Source organism: Myxococcales bacterium, from assembly GCA_016717005.1.
Lineage (GTDB): Bacteria > Myxococcota_A > Polyangia > Haliangiales > Haliangiaceae > UBA2376.
Window position 1 is genome coordinate 156,046 of record JADJUF010000021.1, and the last position, 18,393, is coordinate 174,438.

The 18,393-nt window shown below is 70.8% G+C and carries 9 protein-coding genes; 1 reads left to right on the forward strand and 8 read right to left on the reverse strand.

Annotated features, from left to right (window positions below):
• Positions 1-64: 64 nt before the first annotated feature.
• The 6 genes from IPL61_19430 to IPL61_19455 all read right to left on the reverse strand — a co-directional run bounded on the left by IPL61_19430 (position 65) and on the right by IPL61_19455 (position 8,495).
• A complete protein-coding gene (locus IPL61_19430) occupies positions 65-472 on the reverse strand; it encodes a hypothetical protein (protein ID MBK9033413.1) in 408 nt (135 codons plus the stop codon).
• Positions 473-550: 78 nt separating this feature from the next.
• On the reverse strand, positions 551-1,738 hold the full coding sequence (locus tag IPL61_19435) for a hypothetical protein (protein ID MBK9033414.1): 1,188 nt from the start codon (positions 1,736-1,738) through the stop codon (positions 551-553).
• Positions 1,738-4,359: a VCBS repeat-containing protein gene (locus tag IPL61_19440; protein ID MBK9033415.1), complete on the reverse strand. Its 2,622-nt coding sequence runs from the start codon at positions 4,357-4,359 to the stop codon at positions 1,738-1,740. Before IPL61_19440 ends, IPL61_19435 begins: the two co-directional genes overlap by 1 nt.
• A gap of 46 nt (positions 4,360-4,405) precedes the next feature.
• Positions 4,406-5,998, reverse strand: coding sequence for a protein kinase (locus tag IPL61_19445; GenBank protein ID MBK9033416.1), 1,593 nt, complete (start codon positions 5,996-5,998; stop codon positions 4,406-4,408).
• 273 nt (positions 5,999-6,271) lie between these two features.
• Positions 6,272-7,291: a hypothetical protein gene (locus tag IPL61_19450; GenBank protein MBK9033417.1), complete on the reverse strand. Its 1,020-nt coding sequence runs from the start codon at positions 7,289-7,291 to the stop codon at positions 6,272-6,274.
• A gap of 187 nt (positions 7,292-7,478) precedes the next feature.
• Complete coding sequence (locus IPL61_19455) at positions 7,479-8,495, reverse strand: hypothetical protein (protein ID MBK9033418.1); 1,017 nt, start codon at positions 8,493-8,495, stop codon at positions 7,479-7,481.
• Positions 8,496-8,727: 232 nt separating this feature from the next.
• On the opposite strand from IPL61_19455, the gene IPL61_19460 reads away from it, so the two are divergent.
• Positions 8,728-9,291 carry a hypothetical protein gene (locus IPL61_19460; GenBank protein ID MBK9033419.1) on the forward strand — a complete coding sequence of 188 codons (564 nt, stop codon included), beginning with the start codon at positions 8,728-8,730 and terminating at the stop codon, positions 9,289-9,291.
• Between the two features lie 176 nt (positions 9,292-9,467).
• Here IPL61_19460 and rpoC read toward each other — a convergent pair whose 3' ends face one another.
• A complete protein-coding gene (rpoC, locus tag IPL61_19465; GenBank protein ID MBK9033420.1) occupies positions 9,468-13,622 on the reverse strand; it encodes a DNA-directed RNA polymerase subunit beta' in 4,155 nt (1,384 codons plus the stop codon).
• 183 nt (positions 13,623-13,805) lie between these two features.
• On the reverse strand, positions 13,806-18,011 hold the full coding sequence (gene rpoB, locus IPL61_19470) for a DNA-directed RNA polymerase subunit beta (protein ID MBK9033421.1): 4,206 nt from the start codon (positions 18,009-18,011) through the stop codon (positions 13,806-13,808).
• Positions 18,012-18,393: the final 382 nt, after the last annotated feature.

The following is an 18,393-nucleotide window of genomic DNA, read 5'->3' on the forward strand; positions in this document are numbered from 1 at the left end:
GATGTCGGACACGGTGCCGCCGGCGGTCAGGCGCGACGCGGGCGCGGGGCGCGGGCGGCGCGGGTCAGTGCGTCCACTTGTCGCCGCCGCCCTTGGGCCGCGGGTGCTCGGTCGTCTCGTACGGGTGCGCCATCACGAAGTGGTACGCGACCTCGCGCGCAGCCTCGGTGTCGATCATGCAGTCGAAGACGAACTCACCCTCTTGCTCACCGGGCTCGGCCTGCACGTAGGCGATCTCGGTGGGGAACAGCACCAGCTCGCCGACCAGCTCCTTGCCGCGCGCGAGCTGCACGACCCGCGTGGTGTCGTCCTCGGCCAGCAGGGTCCAGTGGAAGTCGTCGTGGTCGAACAGCACGACCTCGGGGGTGCCGGCGCGCACGATGCAGTTCACGTGGCCCTGGAGCCACGTCCAGAACTTTGGAAAGGTGAGCGTCATCGCCACCGGTGTCACGCGCTTCGTCGACGTACCCATGCCCGGTGAACCTAGCTTGGATCGATCGCGAACGCCATGGCGCGCACGACCGCCACTGGGGCGCGGTCGCGGCGCACCTCAGAACTGCCCCCCCAGCGTCACGCCCGCGCCGTCGCCGCTGACGGTCGGCGCCAGGCTGGACAGCGGGCCGACCTCGTCGCGATCGAACCAGTACAGGAGCGCGCCGGTGACGCCGACCGCGAGCGCGGCGCCGCCCAGGCCCAGCGCCAGCGCCCGGCGGTCGTCGCGCTCGACCCGCAGCGCGTCGTAGCGCGCGACCTCGTCGATCGACAGGCCCCGGCTGGCCCGCCGGTCGGCCAGCTCGGCGGCGTCGGCGTCGGACGAAAACGCGAACGTCGTGGCGACGACGCTGCCGGCCGCGAGCGCGCCGGCGCCGTAGAGCACCCAGGTCGCCGCCCGGCGCTGACCGGTGACCGGCTGCCGAGCGCCGACCGTGAGCGCCTCGCCGCGCGCGACGTCGACCTCCTGGGCGAAGGTCCGGCGCCCGCGGCGCGTGACGGTGACGAGGTGGCGGCCGGCCGCGATCGCGACCGCGTGCTCGCGATCGAGCGTCGCGCCGCGCCCGTCGATGGCCACCGTCGAGCCGCCCGCGGCCTTGATCGTCAGGCGCGCGGGCAGCGCGTCGAGCTCGACCTCGACCGGCACCAGCGCCCCCTCGAGCGTCGACACCGGCAGGGTCCGGCTGGCGTAGCCGACGGCGGTCGCGACCACCTCGTGGGTGCCGACCGGCAGCTCCTTGACCAGCGGCAGCGGCACCGGCGCGCCGCCGTCGATCGACACCTTGACGTCGGCGATCGCCGACGTGAGCGTGACGCCGGTGACCCGGGCCATGATCGGGGCCGCCCCGCCACCGCCGCCGCCCAGCCTGGCCAGCAGCGGCTCGAGATCGCCGAGCGCGGCGGTCGCCTCGACGACGCGGTCGCCCTGCGGCGCCTGGTCGACGTACGCGCGGTACAGCGCGACCGCGCGGCGCAGGTGGGCCGGGTCCTTGTCGGTGGACTTGGCCCAGGCCAGGCGGTAGGCCTGCGCCGCCGAGAACGCGATCCCCGGCAGCGGCAAGGTCGCGTACGCCTGCTCGAACGAGCCGGCGGCGTGGGCGAAGTCGCCGGCGCTGAACAGGCGCTCGCCGGTGCGGAAGTGCTTCTCGGCGGTCTTGCGGTCGTCGGCCGCCGCCGGGGCGGCGACCAGCGCGAGCGCGGCGAGGACGGCGAGGCCCGAGGCGCGGGCGGCGGTGCGGGCGCGCATCACTGGCCCTCCCCCGCCGCGAGCCCGGCGCCGCCGGGCACGTGGCCCTGGGTGTAGGTCACGACCTGGCGCAGGCGCTCGACGTCGGGCCCGACGCCGACGACCAGGTCCTCGACGTGATCGCCGTCGACGTCGACCGATCTCACCGACAGCGCGGTCCGGACCGGCTGGTCGATCAGCCCGGCCGCGCCGGCCTCCACCGGCGGCGGGTAGCGGCCGTCGGCGCCCGGCGTCGACACCAGCAGCGCGCGGTTCAAGGTCGCGATCACCAGCGACCGCGGGCCGCCGCCCGGCGGCGCGATCGCCGCGATCGACAGCGGCAGCGTCGAGGCGGGCAGCGGCACCCGCTCGGGCTCGGCCGCGAGGTCGCGCCAGATCAACACCTCGGCGCCGCCGACGTCGGTCCCGACCAGCGCGACCAGCGCGAGGCCGCCGTCGTCGATCGCGACCGTCGACAGCGCGATCGGCGCGCCCAGCCCACCCGAGCCGCCCAGCGGCGTCGACGTCATCAGGGCGCACGCGTCCGGACAGCCGGTCACCGGCACGACGAAGCCCTTGCCCGCCGCGTCGATCGCGATCACCCGGGGCAGCTCGCCCGGGCGCGCGAGCACGGTGACCTGGGCGCCGAGCAGCGCCAGGCCCGCCGCATCGACGGCGCCGGCGCGGCGCTCGGTCATCCGGCCGCTGGCGTCGGCGCGGTAGAAGCGCACGCTGGCGCTGTGGACGTCGGGCAGGCCGAAGCGCGGCGTGAGCTGCACCGCCAGCGCGGCGATCACGTCGGCGCCCTCGAGCGGCACCGCGACCACGGCGGGGATCGCCAGCAGGGACCCGTCCGGGGCCGCGGGCTCGGTCGCCGGGTACAGCGGCGCCGACATGCGCTGGCTGGCCGAGCCGAGCACGAACGTGAGATCGACGCCGCCCCCGGCGTGCTCGTCGTACAGGATCAGATCCTCGGCGCCGTCGGGTGGCGTCAGCAGGCCGACGTGCTCGACCGCGATCGCGGCCGGGCGTTGCAGCGCGCCGGTCCGGATCGCCGCGCCCGGCACGCCGCCGATGACGCCGTAGGCGATCCGCAGATCGACCCGGGCCGGCGCGTCGGTGTCGGTCAGCATCGCGACGTCGTCGGCGCCGTTGCCGTCGAAGTCGCCGGTCCAGACCGCGCTGACCGGGGCCGACACCAGGAACGGCGCCGCGGTGAAGCTGTCGACCGGGCTGCCGGCCAGGAAGACGTCGAGGGTGTTCAGGCTGCTGCGCACCGCGATCAGGTCGGCGCGGCCGTCGCCGTTGAGGTCGCCCTGGGTCGCGCGCACCCAGGTCTCGTCGAACGACCCGACCCGGACCAGCTCGGTGGTCTCGCAGTCCCAGGTCACGCCCGGCGCGCCGCAGGCGAGCGCGAGCCCCCCGTCGGCCGTCACCAGATCGATCGTGCCGTCGCCGTTGAGGTCGAGCCACGCGACCGCGTCGGGCGCGTCGGTGTAGATCCCGGGCGAGCCCTGGGCGCGCAGGCGCAGCCGGCGCGGCGGCTCGAAGCCGGTCGCGGTGCCGCGGGCGATCCGCACCTCGACCCGCCCGCCGAGCAGCTCGCTGGTGATCGCGACGTCGTTGCGCCCGTCGCCGTCGACGTCACCGACGGACGCGGCGCGCGCGTCCTGGCCGGTGATCGAGCCGACCGGCAGGAGCGCGCCGGCGGCGCCGGGCGCGACCGGGACCCGGTAGAGGTCGATCGCGCTCGAGTCGTCGAGGCCGGGCCCGTCGGCGAACACCAGCGCCGCCAGCGCCACGCTGGGCTCGGTGCCCGCGGTCGGCGGGAACCAGGCCCACGGGATCGGCCCGGTCACGAGGCGGTCGGGATCGCGCCCGTCGTTGAGCGGGTACCCTTCGGCGCCGATCGCGATCACCGGGCAGCCAGCCAGCAGCGGGCAGTCGACGCCGAAGGCCAGCGTCGCGACGAACGCCGTCGCCAGCCCGCGGCGCCCGCCGACCGTGTACCGGAACCGGGCGGTGCGGAACGGCCCCGAGATCGCGTCGGACGACACGGTCGGCTGCAGCGTCGGCGACAGGAGCTCGGCCTCGTCGCCGAGCATCAGGTTCAGCGCGAACCCGACCGAGGTCACGACGTCGAGCTTGCCGTCGTCGTTGAAGTCGCCGGCGGTCGGCGCCGACAGGAGCGGTTGGTTCGGGACCAGCGCGGTCGCCGCGAAGCCGGCGCCGGCGGCGCCGGTGCGCACGTCGATGCGGACGTCGTCGATCAGCACCAGATCGGGATCGCCGGCGCCGTCGAGGTCGCCGATCAGCAGGTACTCGGCGTTGACGACCTGCTCGTCGGCGCGCACGAACCGGCCGTCGGCGACCACGCAGGTGCCGGCCGCGTCGCACACGGCGGTCGCGGGACAGTCGGCGTCGCTCGCGCACAGGAGCCGGCACGCCGCGGTAGTGCCGGCCTGGCCGCAGTCCGCGCCGGGGCGGTCGCAGTCCTCGCCGAGCGCCGGCTCGACCAGCCCGTTGCCGCAGGTGCCGGGATCGGCGCCGGGCAGCGACGTGCACGCCGCGGTGATCAGCAGGAGCGCGAGCGTGGGGGCGAGCGCGCTCCCCGCGCGCGCGCCGATTCGGCGTCGGTGCATGCGACCTCTGTGGGCAAAGGACTGCGAGGCGCCGGCGGTGCGCCGGTCACTTCTTCTTGAACGGATCTTCGAGCATCGGGTTGCCGCTGCCGTGGCCGCCGGGGGGCCGCTTGGGACGCTTGCCCGTCGGCGTCGGCGTCGGCGTCGGCGCGGCCGTGAGGTTCACGATCACGCTCGTGGCCGCGCTCGGCGTCACCGGTTGCGTGGCCGTGACGAACCCCGGCGCCTGGATCGTCAACTCGACCGCCGCGTCGCCGCGGGCCAGCGTGAGCGTGCCCGGCAGGGTCGCGGTCGCGCCGTCGGGACCGATCACCTCGGCCCCGGCCGGGGTCCCCGACAACGTCACCGTGACCGTGGCCGGCACCGGCGGCGGGGTCGGCGCGGGCGCGGGCGGCGTGGCCACGGGCGGCGCCGCCGCGCGCGGCTTCGACGACGAGCTGGTGGCCTTGACCACCACCACCGCGGCGATCGCGCCGACGAGGACCACGCCGGCGATCGCCACGAGCGCGCGCCGCGGGCGCGCGGGCGCGGGCCGATCGAGCGCGCCGAGCTCGCCGGTCGTCGACGGCGCCGCCGTCACGACGGCGGTGGTCGGGCTCGCCATCGTCGGCGCGGTGCCCATGACCGGGCGCGCGGCCAGGTCGATCGTCTCGGCCGAGGCGATCGGCCTGGTCGACGGCGTGGGCGTGCGCAGGCTCGGCGCCGGGGTCTGGCGCTGCAGCTGCGCGCTCGACCGCGCCACCGGCAGGGCCACGCCGCTCGACTCGGCCGACTGCTCGAGCGCGCCCATCGCCGCGGCCAGGCTGGCCGGGCGGGCCGTCGGCTCCTTCTCCATCATCGCCGTGATCGCGTCGTCGAGCGCGCTCAACCCGGGCACCACCTCGGACAGCCTCGGCGCCGGCTCGCCGATCTGCTTCATCAGGATGTCCATGTAGTCGTCGCCGTCGAACGGCACCTGCCCGGTCAGGAGCTCGTAGGCGACGCAGCCGAACGCGTAGATGTCGGTGCGGTGGTCGACGTCGCGGCCCCGGCACTGCTCGGGCGACATGTAGTACGGCGTGCCGATCGGCGCGCCGGTCCGGGTCTTGTGCATGCCCTCGGGGGCGCCGCCGAACGCCTTGGCGATGCCGAAGTCGAGCAGCTTGGGGAACCACCCGCCCTCGGGGTCGGCGACCAGGAAGATGTTCTCGGGCTTGATGTCGCGGTGGATGATGCCCTTGTCGTGGGCGGCGTCGAGCGCCCGCGCCACGCCGCGCAGGACCGGCACCGCCTCCTCCAGCGTCAGGCGGCCGTGCTGCTCGAGGTAGGCGTCGAGCGGCTGGCCCTCGAGCAGCTCCATGACGAAGTAGTGGCGGCCGTCGTCGAGCTGCCCGAACCCGAAGATGTCGATGATGTGGCGGTGGCGGATCTGGTTGACCGATCGGGCCTCGGCGACGAACCGCGACACCATCTCGGGCTGGGCCGAGTACGCCCGGGACAGCACCTTGATCGCCACCTCCTTGCCGATCAGCGGGTGGGTGGCCCGGAACACCGTGCCGAACCCGCCGGCGCCGATCAGCGCGTCGATCACGTACTCCCCCACCTGCTGGCCTGGGGCCAGATCGGCGGTGGCGGCTCCGGTCGGGGTCGAGGTGGGCATTCGTCGAGAGGTACGACAGCGTACGGTGGGCGAGGTTAATTCTTGCACGCTCGGGGCCACCCCCGCCAGGGTGCGGCCGATCACGACGCCCCTGCCCTGCGCCCCACGCCGGGGCTGTCCCACATCACCACCGTCACACCGACGCCGAAAATGCCGACACCCCGAGGACGCACCCTCGAGGTGTCACCGTCCGTCCACACCGCCCGCCGACGCGGAACGATCTGCGCCGTTTCGGGTGATGTCGGCGGCGAAGCGGGCGCCGCCCGAGGCGCGTCAGGCCCGGGTCAGGCGGTGCAGGTCGAGGATGGCCGTGGTCGACTGCACCTCGCCGCACGAGCTGAGCGCGTAGGTGCCGGGGGCGACCTCGAGCCGGACCGCGTCGTCGCCGAGGCGCTTCTTGCCGAGCACGTCGGCGGGTTCGGCGTCGCCGTCGACCAGGTACAGCGCGCGGCTCGTGCCGACGACCACGCGCTTGCGGGTCTTCTTCCAGCGCTTGTCCGGCACCGCCAGCGCGGTGGCCACGGCCTGGGCCCGGTCGTCGGCGCCGAGCTGGCGGTAGATGATGATGTGCGGGCCGTCGATGATGAACCCCGACGGATCGGGCGAGTCGAAGACGATGCCGCGCTTGCCCTTGGCGTAGTCGTCGCCGCTGACCAGCAAGATCTCCGCGCCTTCGCTCTCGGCGAGCTTGAGCCCCTTGGCGATCTTCTTGCTCGTCGCGGTGGCCGGCGCGTCGAGCCAGGCATCGGGGTCGGGCTTGGCCTTCGCCGGCTTGGCCGCGGCGATCTCGACGCCGTCCTTGCGCAGGCGGATGACCTGGAACATCCGGCGGCGATCGGGCTTGACCTGGTTGGCGACGTCGACCAAGTAGTCGCCCGGCGGCAGCTCGATCGCGAGCGCGCCTTCGGCGGGCGCATCGTGCGCGGTCGCGAAGTCGACGAAGTGCAGCGGGCCCCTCACCGCCAGCCGCAGCGCGGTCGGCGCCAGGTCGGTGGTGGCGTCGGGCTTCCACTTGGCGCCGGCGTCCTGCGCGACCACGTTCTCGAGGTCGATCATGCGGGTGAAGAACCCGCCCCACGGCCGCGGGTGCCACGCGGTCTCGCGGCCGCTCGGCAGCACCAGCACCGGGCCGCCGATGTCGAGGAGCACGGGCGCCTCTTCGCCGGTGCCGCGGTGGTGGGGCGTCAACGCCTTGGTGGCGCGCGCGCGCAGCTTGGTCCACGCCGCGACGTCGTGCCCCGACAGCACCAGCGGGCCGTACATCCAGTTGGAGTCGCCGATCCAGGATGGCATCGGGCGATGGTAGCGCGCGCCTCGGCCGCGAAGACCAGCGCGCGAGGAAGATCGTCAGCGCGCGGCCGGGTGGACGCCTCGACCGGCCGATCGGTCGAGATCAACGCGACGCGATCGTTCGTGCACTGGTTGTCGCCGGCGGCCAGGCCGAGCGCCACCAGCGGCGAGCCCGCGTGGCCGCGATCGCTCAGTCGCAGCCGAAGTAGGTCGAGAACGCGACGTCGGTCGCCGGGCCATCGGGCGGTGCGGCGCGCGGCCCGAGGTCGCGATAGCCGACGTAGCTGGTCTCCAGCGACATCCCGTGATCGAACCGACCGTGGCCGGTGATCAGCTCGACGTGGCCGTCGCGATCGCTGTCGAACAGCCCCACCGCGCGCAGGCCCAGCTCCTCGTCGACCTCGGCCACCAGGGTCGGCGCGCCGGTCGCGGGCAGCGCGAAGATCGCGCGCACCACCTCGGGCGCCGGGTCGCACGACGCCTCGCGCAGCTCGTAGGTCGCCGCCGCGACCATCCACGCGCCATCGGCGCCGACGAACAGCGTGGTCGCCAGCCCGTCGCGGTCGATCTCGCGATCGCGCCCCTGCCGCTTGACCCCGGGCAGCCGCTTGAACGCGCGCTCGACCGCCGCGCGCTGCGCCGGCGTAGCCTTGGTCGGCGTCGCGAACCGCGGCTCGGCCCGGTCGGTGACCACGATCGGATCGCAGCCCGGCGCGGTGGTCAGCTCCCCCACCACGATCGGCCCCTCCCCCAGCTCAGCCTCGCCGTTGTCGAGCCCCAGCCAGTAGACCCCGCCGATCGTGGTCGGGCAGCGGTGCCCTGCGCGATCGTACGCCGCCACCGCCGTCCCCACCGCCGCGCGCCAGGACGCGGGCAGCCCGTCGCCCGGGACCACCCGCGGCTGCACGCTCGAGTTCGGCGTCGCCTCGATCCGCATCGGCGGCGGGTACGTCGTCGGCGCCACGGCCGCCGCGCCATCGCTCGGCGCGAGCCACCCCGCCAGCGGCACGAACCGCCGCTCCGCCAGCGCCACCACCGGCACCACCACGTCGCCCCGCCAGCGCACCGTCAGCGCCGCGTCCACGCTCGCGCCCGCGTCGGCCTCTGGCCTCGCCGCCGCGTCGCGCGCGGGGCTCGCCCCTCGCCCGCCCGACTCGGCGCCCCGACCACATCCGCACACCAGCACGAGGATCATCGCGGTCCGCATCGCCGAAGTATCGCGCACGCGCTGGCCCCGGCGCCACGCACGCGCGCCTCACGACGCCGCGGCATCCTGGCTCACGGCACGACCGGCACCGGCCGCCCCGCGGTGATGTCCAGCCAGCCAGGTCGCGGACCCGCGGCAGCGTCTCCGGCAGCGCGCATTCGCACAGCCGCGGCAGCGGTGTGGACGCTGATATGATCGCGGCGCGAGGAGGCGGCATGCATCGAGACCGAAGGTGGAGCAGATGACGCGCCGCAGGACGAGCGCGAACGAGAAGCCGCGGGCACCGGTGAAGACGAAGGGGACCGCGAAGGCCAAGGGGACCGCGAAGGCCAAGGGGACCGCGAAGGCCAAGGGGACCGCGAAGGCCAAGGGGACCGCGGCGACGACGACGCACGAGCTCCGGATCAGCGTCGACGCCGGCAACATCACGCTCGCGGACATGGCCTACCTGATCACGAACGGGAGCGAAGACTTCACGCCGCACGCCGACGACGCGGGCTCGCTCGCGATCCTCCCCGTGGTGCAGGGCCGGTGCGCGCTGCAGGTACGGATCGATACCGCCCCACCGATCGAGGCGCACCTCGAGCTCGACGTCATGTCGGGGCGCCTGTTCGTCGGCGACGTGGCCCAGGTGTTCACCGACGACGGCGCCTGGCAGCGCTTCCTGAAGAAGACGAAGCTGCTGACGATTGGCGGCCGCCGCATGCGCTCGTTCGACACGACCAGCGATGGCGAATTCGTCGTCGTCATCGAAGCCCCACCGCCGGCGCCGGCACGGGCCGCACGCCCGACTTGACCGACGCCGCCGGCGCGCGCCCGCTGGCGCGGACGACGCCGACGCCGAAAATGCCGACACCCCGAGGGGTCAGCCTCGAGGTGTCACCGTCTGTCTACGCCGCCCGACTCACGCTGAACGCGCCGTGCGAGTCGGTGTGACCACCGACGCAGGAGCGCCCCTGCACCTACCTGGGCTCAGACCACGTCGGCGTCGAGGTCGTCGTCCGCGTCGACGTCGACGTCGACCGTGAGCCGCTTGTACGCGCCCAGGCCGGTGCCGGCCGGGATCAGGCGACCCATGATGACGTTCTCCTTGAGGCCGCGCAGGTAGTCGACCCGGCCGTTGATCGAGGCCTCGGTCAGCACCTTCGTGGTCTCCTGGAACGACGACGCCGAGATGAACGACTCGGTCGAGAGCGACGCCTTGGTGATGCCGAGCAAGAGCGGGTCGCCCTTGGCCGGCTGGCCACCGGCGAGGATCACGCGCTCGTTCTCCTCGTCGAAGATGTGCTTCTCGACCGCCTCGTCGACCAGGAAGTTGGTGTCACCCGGGTCGACGACCGTCACGCGCCGCAGCATCTGCCGGACGATGACCTCGATGTGCTTGTCGTTGATGCGCACGCCCTGGAGGCGGTAGACCTCCTGGATCTCGTCCACCAGGTACTTGGCCAGCGCGCGCTCGCCGAGCACCCGGAGGATGTCGTGCGGGTTCGCCGGGCCGTCCATCAGCGCCTCGCCGGCGCGGACCCGATCGCCCTCGCGGACGCTCAGGTGCTTGCCCTTGGGGATGAGGTACTCCGACGGATCGCCGACCTCGGGCACGATGACGACCTTGCGCTTGCCCTTGGTGTCCTTGCCGAAGTGCACCGTGCCGTCGATCTCGGCGATGACCGCGTGGTCCTTGGGCTTGCGGGCCTCGAACAGCTCGGCGACGCGGGGCAGACCGCCGGTGATGTCCTTGGTCTTGGTGGTCTCGCGCGGGATCTTGGCGACCACATCACCGGCCTCGACGAAGTCACCGTCGTTGACGAAGATGTTGGCGCCGACCGGCAGGAAGTACTTGGCCTCGTTGTCCGAGCCCGGCACCTTGACCGGCTCGCCGTTGTCGTCGCGCAGCGCGATCCGCGGGCGGCTGTCGGCGTCCTTGCTCTCGATGACGGTCTTGCGCGACATCGCGGTGACCTCGTCGAGCGTCTCCTGCATGGTCACGCCGTCGACGATGTCGCCGTACGACACGTAGCCGCCGACCTCGGTGACGATCGGCATCGCGTACGGGTCCCACTCGGCCAGGAGCTGACCGCCCTTGACCTTGTCGCCCTCCTTGACCATCAGCTTCGCGCCGTACTGGAGGCCGTAGCGCTCGCGCTCGCGGCCGAGCTCGTCGCACAGGACGACCTCACCCTGGCGGTTCATGACCACCCAGTGCTCCTTCTGCTTGACGACCTGCACGTTGTTGAGCTTGACCGAGCCCTCGTTGCGGGACTCGAGCGAGCTCTGCTCGGTGCGGAGCGCGGCCGCGCCACCGATGTGGAACGTGCGCATCGTGAGCTGCGTGCCGGGCTCGCCGATCGACTGGGCGGCGATGACGCCGACCGCCTCGCCGATGTTGACCATCTGGCCGCGGGCCAGATCGCGGCCGTAGCACAGCGTGCAGATGCCGCGGCGGGTCTCGCACGACAGCACCGAGCGGATCTTGACCCGGTCGATGCCCGAGTTCTCGATGATCTTGACGTGATCCTCGGTGATCTCGCTGTTGGCCGGGACCAGGACCTCGCCGGTGTACGGGTCGACGATGTCCTCCATCGCGACGCGGCCGAGGATGCGGTCGCCGAGGCGCTCGATGATCTCGCCGCCCTCGATGAGCGGCATCATCTCCATGCCCTGGCGGGTGCCGCAGTCGAACTCGCTGACGATGTTGTCCTGCGACACGTCGACGAGGCGCCGGGTCAGGTACCCCGAGTTCGCGGTCTTGAGCGCCGTGTCGGCGAGGCCCTTGCGGGCGCCGTGGGTCGAGATGAAGTACTGGAGGACGGTCAGGCCCTCGCGGAAGTTCGCGGTGATCGGCGTCTCGATGATCTCGCCCGACGGCTTGGCCATCAGGCCGCGCATGCCGGCCAGCTGGCGCATCTGCTGCTGCGAGCCACGGGCGCCGGAGTCGGCCATGACGAAGATCGAGTTGAACGACGGCGCGGTCTTGTCGGCGAGCTTCCCGTCCGGGTCCTTGAACTCCTCGGTCGAGATGTCGCGCATCATGTCCTTGGAGATCGCCTCGGCGCACTGCGCCCAGATGTCGACCACCTTGTTGTAGCGCTCGCCGTCGGTGATGAGGCCCTCGGTGTACTGCTCCTCGATCTCGGCGACCTCCTTCTTGGAGCCGTCGAGCAGCTTCTCCTTCGAGGCCGGGATCGCCATGTCGTCGATGCAGACCGAGATGCCGGCCTTGGTCGACTGGGTGTACCCGGTCGTGCGCAGCGCGTCGGCCAGGAGCACCGTGGCCTTCTGGCCGCAGATGCGGTAGACGAGGTCGATCAGCTCGGCGAGCTGCTTCTTGCCCATCACCTTGTTGATGGCCTCGAACGGGATCTCGCGCGGGCACAGCTCGTACAGGAGCGCGCGGCCGACGGTGGTCGAGACCACCGAGTTGACGCCGGCCTGGTCGGCCATGCGGACCTTGACCGCGGCCTGCAGGTGGATCTCGCCGTGGTCGTAGGCCATCCGGATCTCGTCGACCGACGAGAACACGCCGCGGATGATCTTGCCCTTCTTGTCCTCGCGGTACTCACCCTTGGCGAACGGGCGCTCGCGGGTCATGTGGTAGAGGCCGAGGACGATGTCCTGCGACGGCACGATGATCGGCTTGCCGTTGGCGGGCGACAGGATGTTGTTGGTGCTCATCATGAGCACCCGGGCCTCCATCTGGGCCTCGATCGACAGCGGGACGTGGACGGCCATCTGATCGCCGTCGAAGTCGGCGTTGAACGCCGCGCACACCAGCGGGTGGAGCTGGATGGCCTTGCCCTCGGTCAGGACCGGCTCGAACGCCTGGATGCCGAGGCGGTGCAGCGTCGGGGCGCGGTTGAGCATCACCGGGTGCTCCTTGATCACCTCCTCGAGGATGTCCCAGACCTCGGGCCGCTCCTTCTCGACCAGCTTCTTGGCGCTCTTGATCGTCGTGACCAGGCCGCGCTCCTCGAGCTTGTTGTAGATGAAGGGCGTGAACAGCTCGAGCGCCATCTTCTTGGGCAGGCCGCACTGGTGGAGCTTGAGCTCGGGGCCGATCACGATGACCGAGCGGCCCGAGTAGTCCACGCGCTTGCCGAGCAGGTTCTGGCGGAACCGGCCCTGCTTGCCCTTGAGCATGTCCGAGAGCGACTTCAGCGGCCGCTTGTTGGGGCCGGTGATGGTCTTGCCGCGGCGGCCGTTGTCGAACAGCGCGTCGACCGCCTCCTGCAGCATCCGCTTCTCGTTGCGGATGATGATCTCGGGGGCGTTGAGCTCCTGCAGGCGGCGCAGCCGGTTGTTGCGGTTGATGACGCGGCGGTAGAGGTCGTTGAGATCCGACGTCGCGAACCGGCCGCCGTCGAGCGGCACCAGCGGGCGCAGGTCGGGCGGGATGACCGGGACGACCGTCAGCATCATCCAGTCGGGCTTGTTGCCGCTCTCGCGGAACGCCTCGACGACCTTGAGCCGCTTGGCGATCTTCTTGCGCTTGGCCTCCGACGAGACCTCGCGCATCTCGACGCGCAGGGTCTCGGCCATCTGGAGGATGTCGATCTGGCGGAGCAGGCCGAGGATCGCCTCGGCGCCCATGCCGGCGTCGAACGCGTCGGCGCCCAGCTCGTCGAGGCGCTTGCCGTACTGCTCCTCGCTCAGGAGCTCGGCCCGCTCGAGGCCCGAGTCCTTCGGGTCGATGACGATGTAGCTCTCGCAGTACAGGACCTTCTCGAGGTCCTTGAGCGGGATGTCGAGCAGGTTGCCGATGCGGCTCGGCAGCGACTTCAGGAACCAGATGTGCGCGACCGGGGTGGCCAGGGTGATGTGGCCCATCCGCTCACGGCGGACCTTGGACTGGATCACCTCGACGCCGCACTTCTCGCACACGACCCCGCGGTGCTTCATGCGCTTGTACTTGCCGCAGTTGCACTCGTAGTCCTTGACCGGCCCGAAGATCTTCGCGCAGAACAGGCCGTCCCGCTCCGGCTTGAACGTCCGGTAGTTGATCGTCTCGGGCTTCTTGACCTCGCCGTGCGACCACTCGCGGATGCGCTCCGGCGACGCCAGCATGATGCGGATCGCGGAGAACGAGCGGGGGTCCTTGGGCTTCTCGAAGAAGTTGAAGATGTCCTTCACGGGGGCTCCTCGGTCAGTGCGGGCAGGCTAGCCGCCGGCGGCGGATCCGTGGCCGATGGCGCCACGGACCAGAAACAGCACGGCGGTGACAGGTAAAATCAGCGTGAGGGGGGGGGGGGGGGGGGGGGGGGGGGGGGGCGCGAGCGAGCCCGGGGGGTGCGGCCGGCCGGCGACGCGCCGGGCTCATCCGGCGCTGCCGACCTTGTCGGCGACCTCGCGAGCCAGGGCCGCCAGGCCGGCGGGGATGCCGGGGCTGGGGGTCTCGGACTTGCGGGGCGCGGTCGGATCCTCGATGAGCTCGACGTCCAGGCACAGGGCCTGGAGCTCCTTGAGCAGCACGTTGAACGACTCCGGCAGGCCGGCCTCGAGCACGTGGTCGCCCTTGACGATCGACTCGTACATGCGGGTACGGCCCAGCACGTCGTCCGACTTGACCGTCAGGAACTCCTGCAGCGCGTAGGCCGCGCCGTAGGCCTCCATCGCCCAGACCTCCATCTCACCCAGGCGCTGGCCACCGAACTGGGCCTTGCCGCCCAGCGGCTGCTGGGTGACGAGCGAGTACGGGCCGATCGACCGGGCGTGGATCTTGTCGTCGACGAGGTGGTGCAGCTTGAGCATGTACATCACGCCCACGGTGACCGGGTGCTCGAACGGGATGCCGCTCTTGCCGTCGATCAACCGAGCCTGGCCGTTGGACGGCAGGCCCGCCATCTTGAGCGCGGTCTTGATCTCGCTCTCGTCGGCGCCATCGAACACCGGCGTCGCGAAGTGCACGCCGGCGCGGAGCTTGCCGGCGAAGCGACCGACGTCGTCCTCCTTGAGCTTGTCGATGAACGTCTTCATGTCGTCCGCCGGGAACAGCTTCTTGAGCTTCTCCTTGAGGACGTCGCCGCTCCAGCTGGTCTGCAGGTACGCGTCGATCTGCCGGCCCAGCTGCTTCGCGGCCCACCCGAGGTGGACCTCGAGGATCTGGCCGACGTTCATGCGCGACGGCACGCCCAGCGGGTTGAGGACGATGTCGACCGGGGTGCCGTCCTCGAGGTAGGGCATGTCCTCCTCGGGCAGGAGCCGCGAGACGACGCCCTTGTTGCCGTGGCGACCGGCCATCTTGTCGCCGACCGACAGCTTCCTCTTGATGGCCAGGTAGACCTTGACCAGCTTGATCACGCCGGGCGGCAGCTCGTCGCCCTTGGTCAGCTTGGCGATCTTGTCCGAGTACTGGGTCTCGATGGCGTGGACGTCCTCCTCGCGCATCCGGGCCAGCTTCTCGATCTGCTCCTCGGTCTTGCCGTCGCCCTCGACCAGCTGGATCTCCGGCCAGTACTTGTGCGCGACCTCGGCCAGCATCTCGAGCGTGATCTTCTCGCCCTTGGGCAGGAGCACCTTGCCCTTGTCGTCGACCAGCCGCGAGGCCGTGGTCTTGCCGACCAGCAGCTCCTTCATCTTCGAGTAGTAGGCCTCGGAGATGATCTTGATCTCGTCCTTCTTGTTGCGGTTGAGCTGCTCGGTCTCGGCCTCCTCGATGGCGGCCGCGCGCTCGTCCTTGTCGGTGCCCTTGCGCGCGAACACGCGGGCGCCGATGACCACGCCGGTCACGCCCGGCGGGACCCGCAGCGAGGTGTCGCGGACGTCGCCGGCCTTCTCGCCGAAGATGGCGCGGAGGAGCTTCTCCTCGGGCGACAGCTGGGTCTCGCCCTTGGGCGTGATCTTGCCGACCAGGATGTCGCCGGCCTTGACCTCGGCCCCGACCCGGACGATGCCCGAGTCGTCGAGGTCGGCCAGGGCCTCCTCACCGACGTTCGGGATGTCCCGGGTGATCTCTTCCTTGCCGAGCTTGGTGTCGCGGGCGACGCACTCGAACTCCTCGATGTGGATCGAGGTGAAGACGTCGTTCTTGACCAGCTTCTCGTTGATGAGGATCGAGTCCTCGAAGTTGTAGCCACCCCAGGGCATGAACGCGACGACCACGTTCTGGCCCAGCGCCAGCTCGCCGGTCTCGGTGGCCGGCCCGTCGCCGATCACGTCGCCGCGCTTGACCTTGTCGCCGACCTGGACGATCGGCTTCTGGTTCATGCACGTGTTCTGGTTCGAGCGCTGGAACTTGACCAGGTTGTAGATGTCGGGCTTGGCCGCGGTCGGGTCCGCGCCCGTGGTCGGGCGCACGACGATGCGCGAGCCGTCGACGAAGTCGACCACGCCGTCGCGCTTGGCGACGACGGTCACGCCGGAGTCGCGGGCGACGATGCCCTCCATGCCGGTGCCGATCAGCGGCGACATGGTGCGGACCAGCGGCACCGCCTGGCGCTGCATGTTCGAGCCCATCAGCGCGCGGTTGGCGTCGTCGTGCTCGAGGAACGGGATCAGCGACGCGGCCACCGACACCAGCTGGTTCGGCGACACGTCGATGAGGGTCACGTCCTCGGGCTTGGTCATGACGACGTCCGAGCCCTTGCGGCACGACACGTAGTCACCGGCCAGCTTGCCCTTCTCGATGTCGGCGTTGGCGGCCGCGATGATCTGGCCCTCCTCCTGGAGCGCCGAGTAGAAGTGGACCGTGTCGTCGATCTTGCCGCCCTCGACCTGGCGGTACGGCGTCTCGATGAAGCCGTACTCGTTGACCCGGGCGAAGGTCGACAGCGACGCGATCAGACCGATGTTCGGGCCTTCCGGCGTCTCGATCGGGCAGATGCGGCCGTAGTGGGTCGGGTGGACGTCGCGGACCTCGAAGCCCGCGCGCTCGCGGGTCAGGCCGCCCGGCCCGAGGGCCGACAGGCGGCGCTTGTGCGTCACCTCGGACAGCGGGTTGGTCTGGTCCATGAACTGCGACAGCTGCGAGCTGCCGAAGTACTCCTTGACCACCGCCGAGACCGGCTTGGCGTTGATCAGGTCGTGCGGCATGAGCGTCTCGATCTCCTGCGACATGGACATGCGCTCCTTGATGGCGCGCTCCATGCGGACGAGACCGATGCGGTACTGGTTCTCCATCAGCTCGCCGACCGCGCGGACGCGGCGGTTGCCGAGGTGGTCGATGTCGTCGACGACGCCCTTGCCGTTGCGCAGATCGATCAGGTAGCGGACCGTCTCCAGGATGTCCCGCTTGGTCAGGATCTGGGTCTCGATCGCCTCGTCGATCTTGAACTTGTAGTTCAGCTTGAGGCGGCCGACGCGCGACAGGTCGTAGCGCTCGGGGTTGAAGAACAGGTTCTGGAACAGGGTCTTGGCGGTCTCGAGCGTGGGCGGATCACCCGGCCGCAGGCGCCGGTAGATCTCCATGATCGCCTCCTCCGGCCCCTGCAGCTTGTCGGCCAGGAGCGTGTTGCGGAGGTACGGCCCGACGTTCAGGTTGTCGATGAACAGGACCTCGACCTTGATCACGCCGCGCTCGCGGAGCTCCTCGAGCTTCTCCTCCGACAGCTCCTCGTTGCACTGGAGCAGCACCTCGCCGGTCGCGTCGTCGATGACGTCCTTGGCCGAGACCTTGCCGGCGATCTCGTCGGCGTCGAGCGGCAGCCGATCGACGTCCGACTCCTGGAGCTTGCGGATCGCACCCTTGGTGAACTTGCGGTTCTTCTTGACCAGGACTTCCTTGGTCTTGGGGTGCTTGATGTCGCGGGTGGCGCGCTGACCGACGAGCAACTCGTAGTTGATCTCGCGGGCGTACTTGCCCTTGCCCTCGATGTGCACGAACTCGGTGTCGTAGAAGTAGTTGAGCAGCTCCTCGGTGGAGTAGCCGAGCGCGCGCAGCAGCACCGTGCCGTACAGCTTGCGGCGGCGATCGATGCGGACGTAGAGGATGTCCTTGTGGTCGAACTCGAAGTCGAGCCACGAGCCGCGGTACGGGATCACGCGGGCGCTGTACAGCAGCTTGCCCGAGCTGTGGGTCTTGCCCTTGTCGTGATCGAAGAACACGCCGGGCGACCGGTGCAGCTGCGAGACGATGACGCGCTCGGTGCCGTTGATGATGAACGTGCCCGAGTCGGTCATCAGCGGGATCTCGCCGAAGTAGACCTCCTGCTCCTTGACGTCACGGATCGACTGGACGCCAGTCTCCTCGTTGACGTCCCACACCACCAGGCGGATCACCACCTTGATGGGCGCGGCGAAGGTCATGCCGCGCGCGCGGCACTCGTCGACGTCGTACTTGGGCTTCTCGAGGTTGTACGACACGAACTCCAGCGAGCTCGTCTCGGAGAAGTCCTTGATCGGGAAGACGCTCTTGAACACGCCCTGGAGGCCGATGTCCTCGCGCCGATCGAGCGCGATATCCATCTGCAGGAACTTGTCGTAGCTCCGCTTCTGGATGTCGATCAGGTTGGGGATCTCGATGACCTGCTTGAGCTTGGCGAAGCTCTTGCGGGCGCGGAAGTTGTTCTGGATGGCAGACGCCATGGACGTGGGTGCCTCTTCCGGGTTGGAGTACAGCGAAGCGAGTGCGAAGCGGTAGCGTGCGGACGAAGACCGACCGAAAACGCGCCGACCGCCCTTGCTCGGATCACCCGCGAGGGGTGCCGAGTGGGCGGCGACAGGCGAAGGTCAGAAGGCGATCGTCAAGACGGCCGAGGATCGAGTCGAGGAAGTCGAGCGACGTGAGCGTGACGCCGAGCGAGCACGGACACGGCAGCGAGCCGAGGAACGAACGCTCCCGGACTCGACGCCGCGTGCGTATAGCACGGAACGCCGCGGAAGTGGCAAGTCGGCCATGCAAGCCGCCATGCCAACTCCGCGCCCGGCGGTAAGTATTCGTTTTGACCGGGATTCGCTGCCGAAGCCC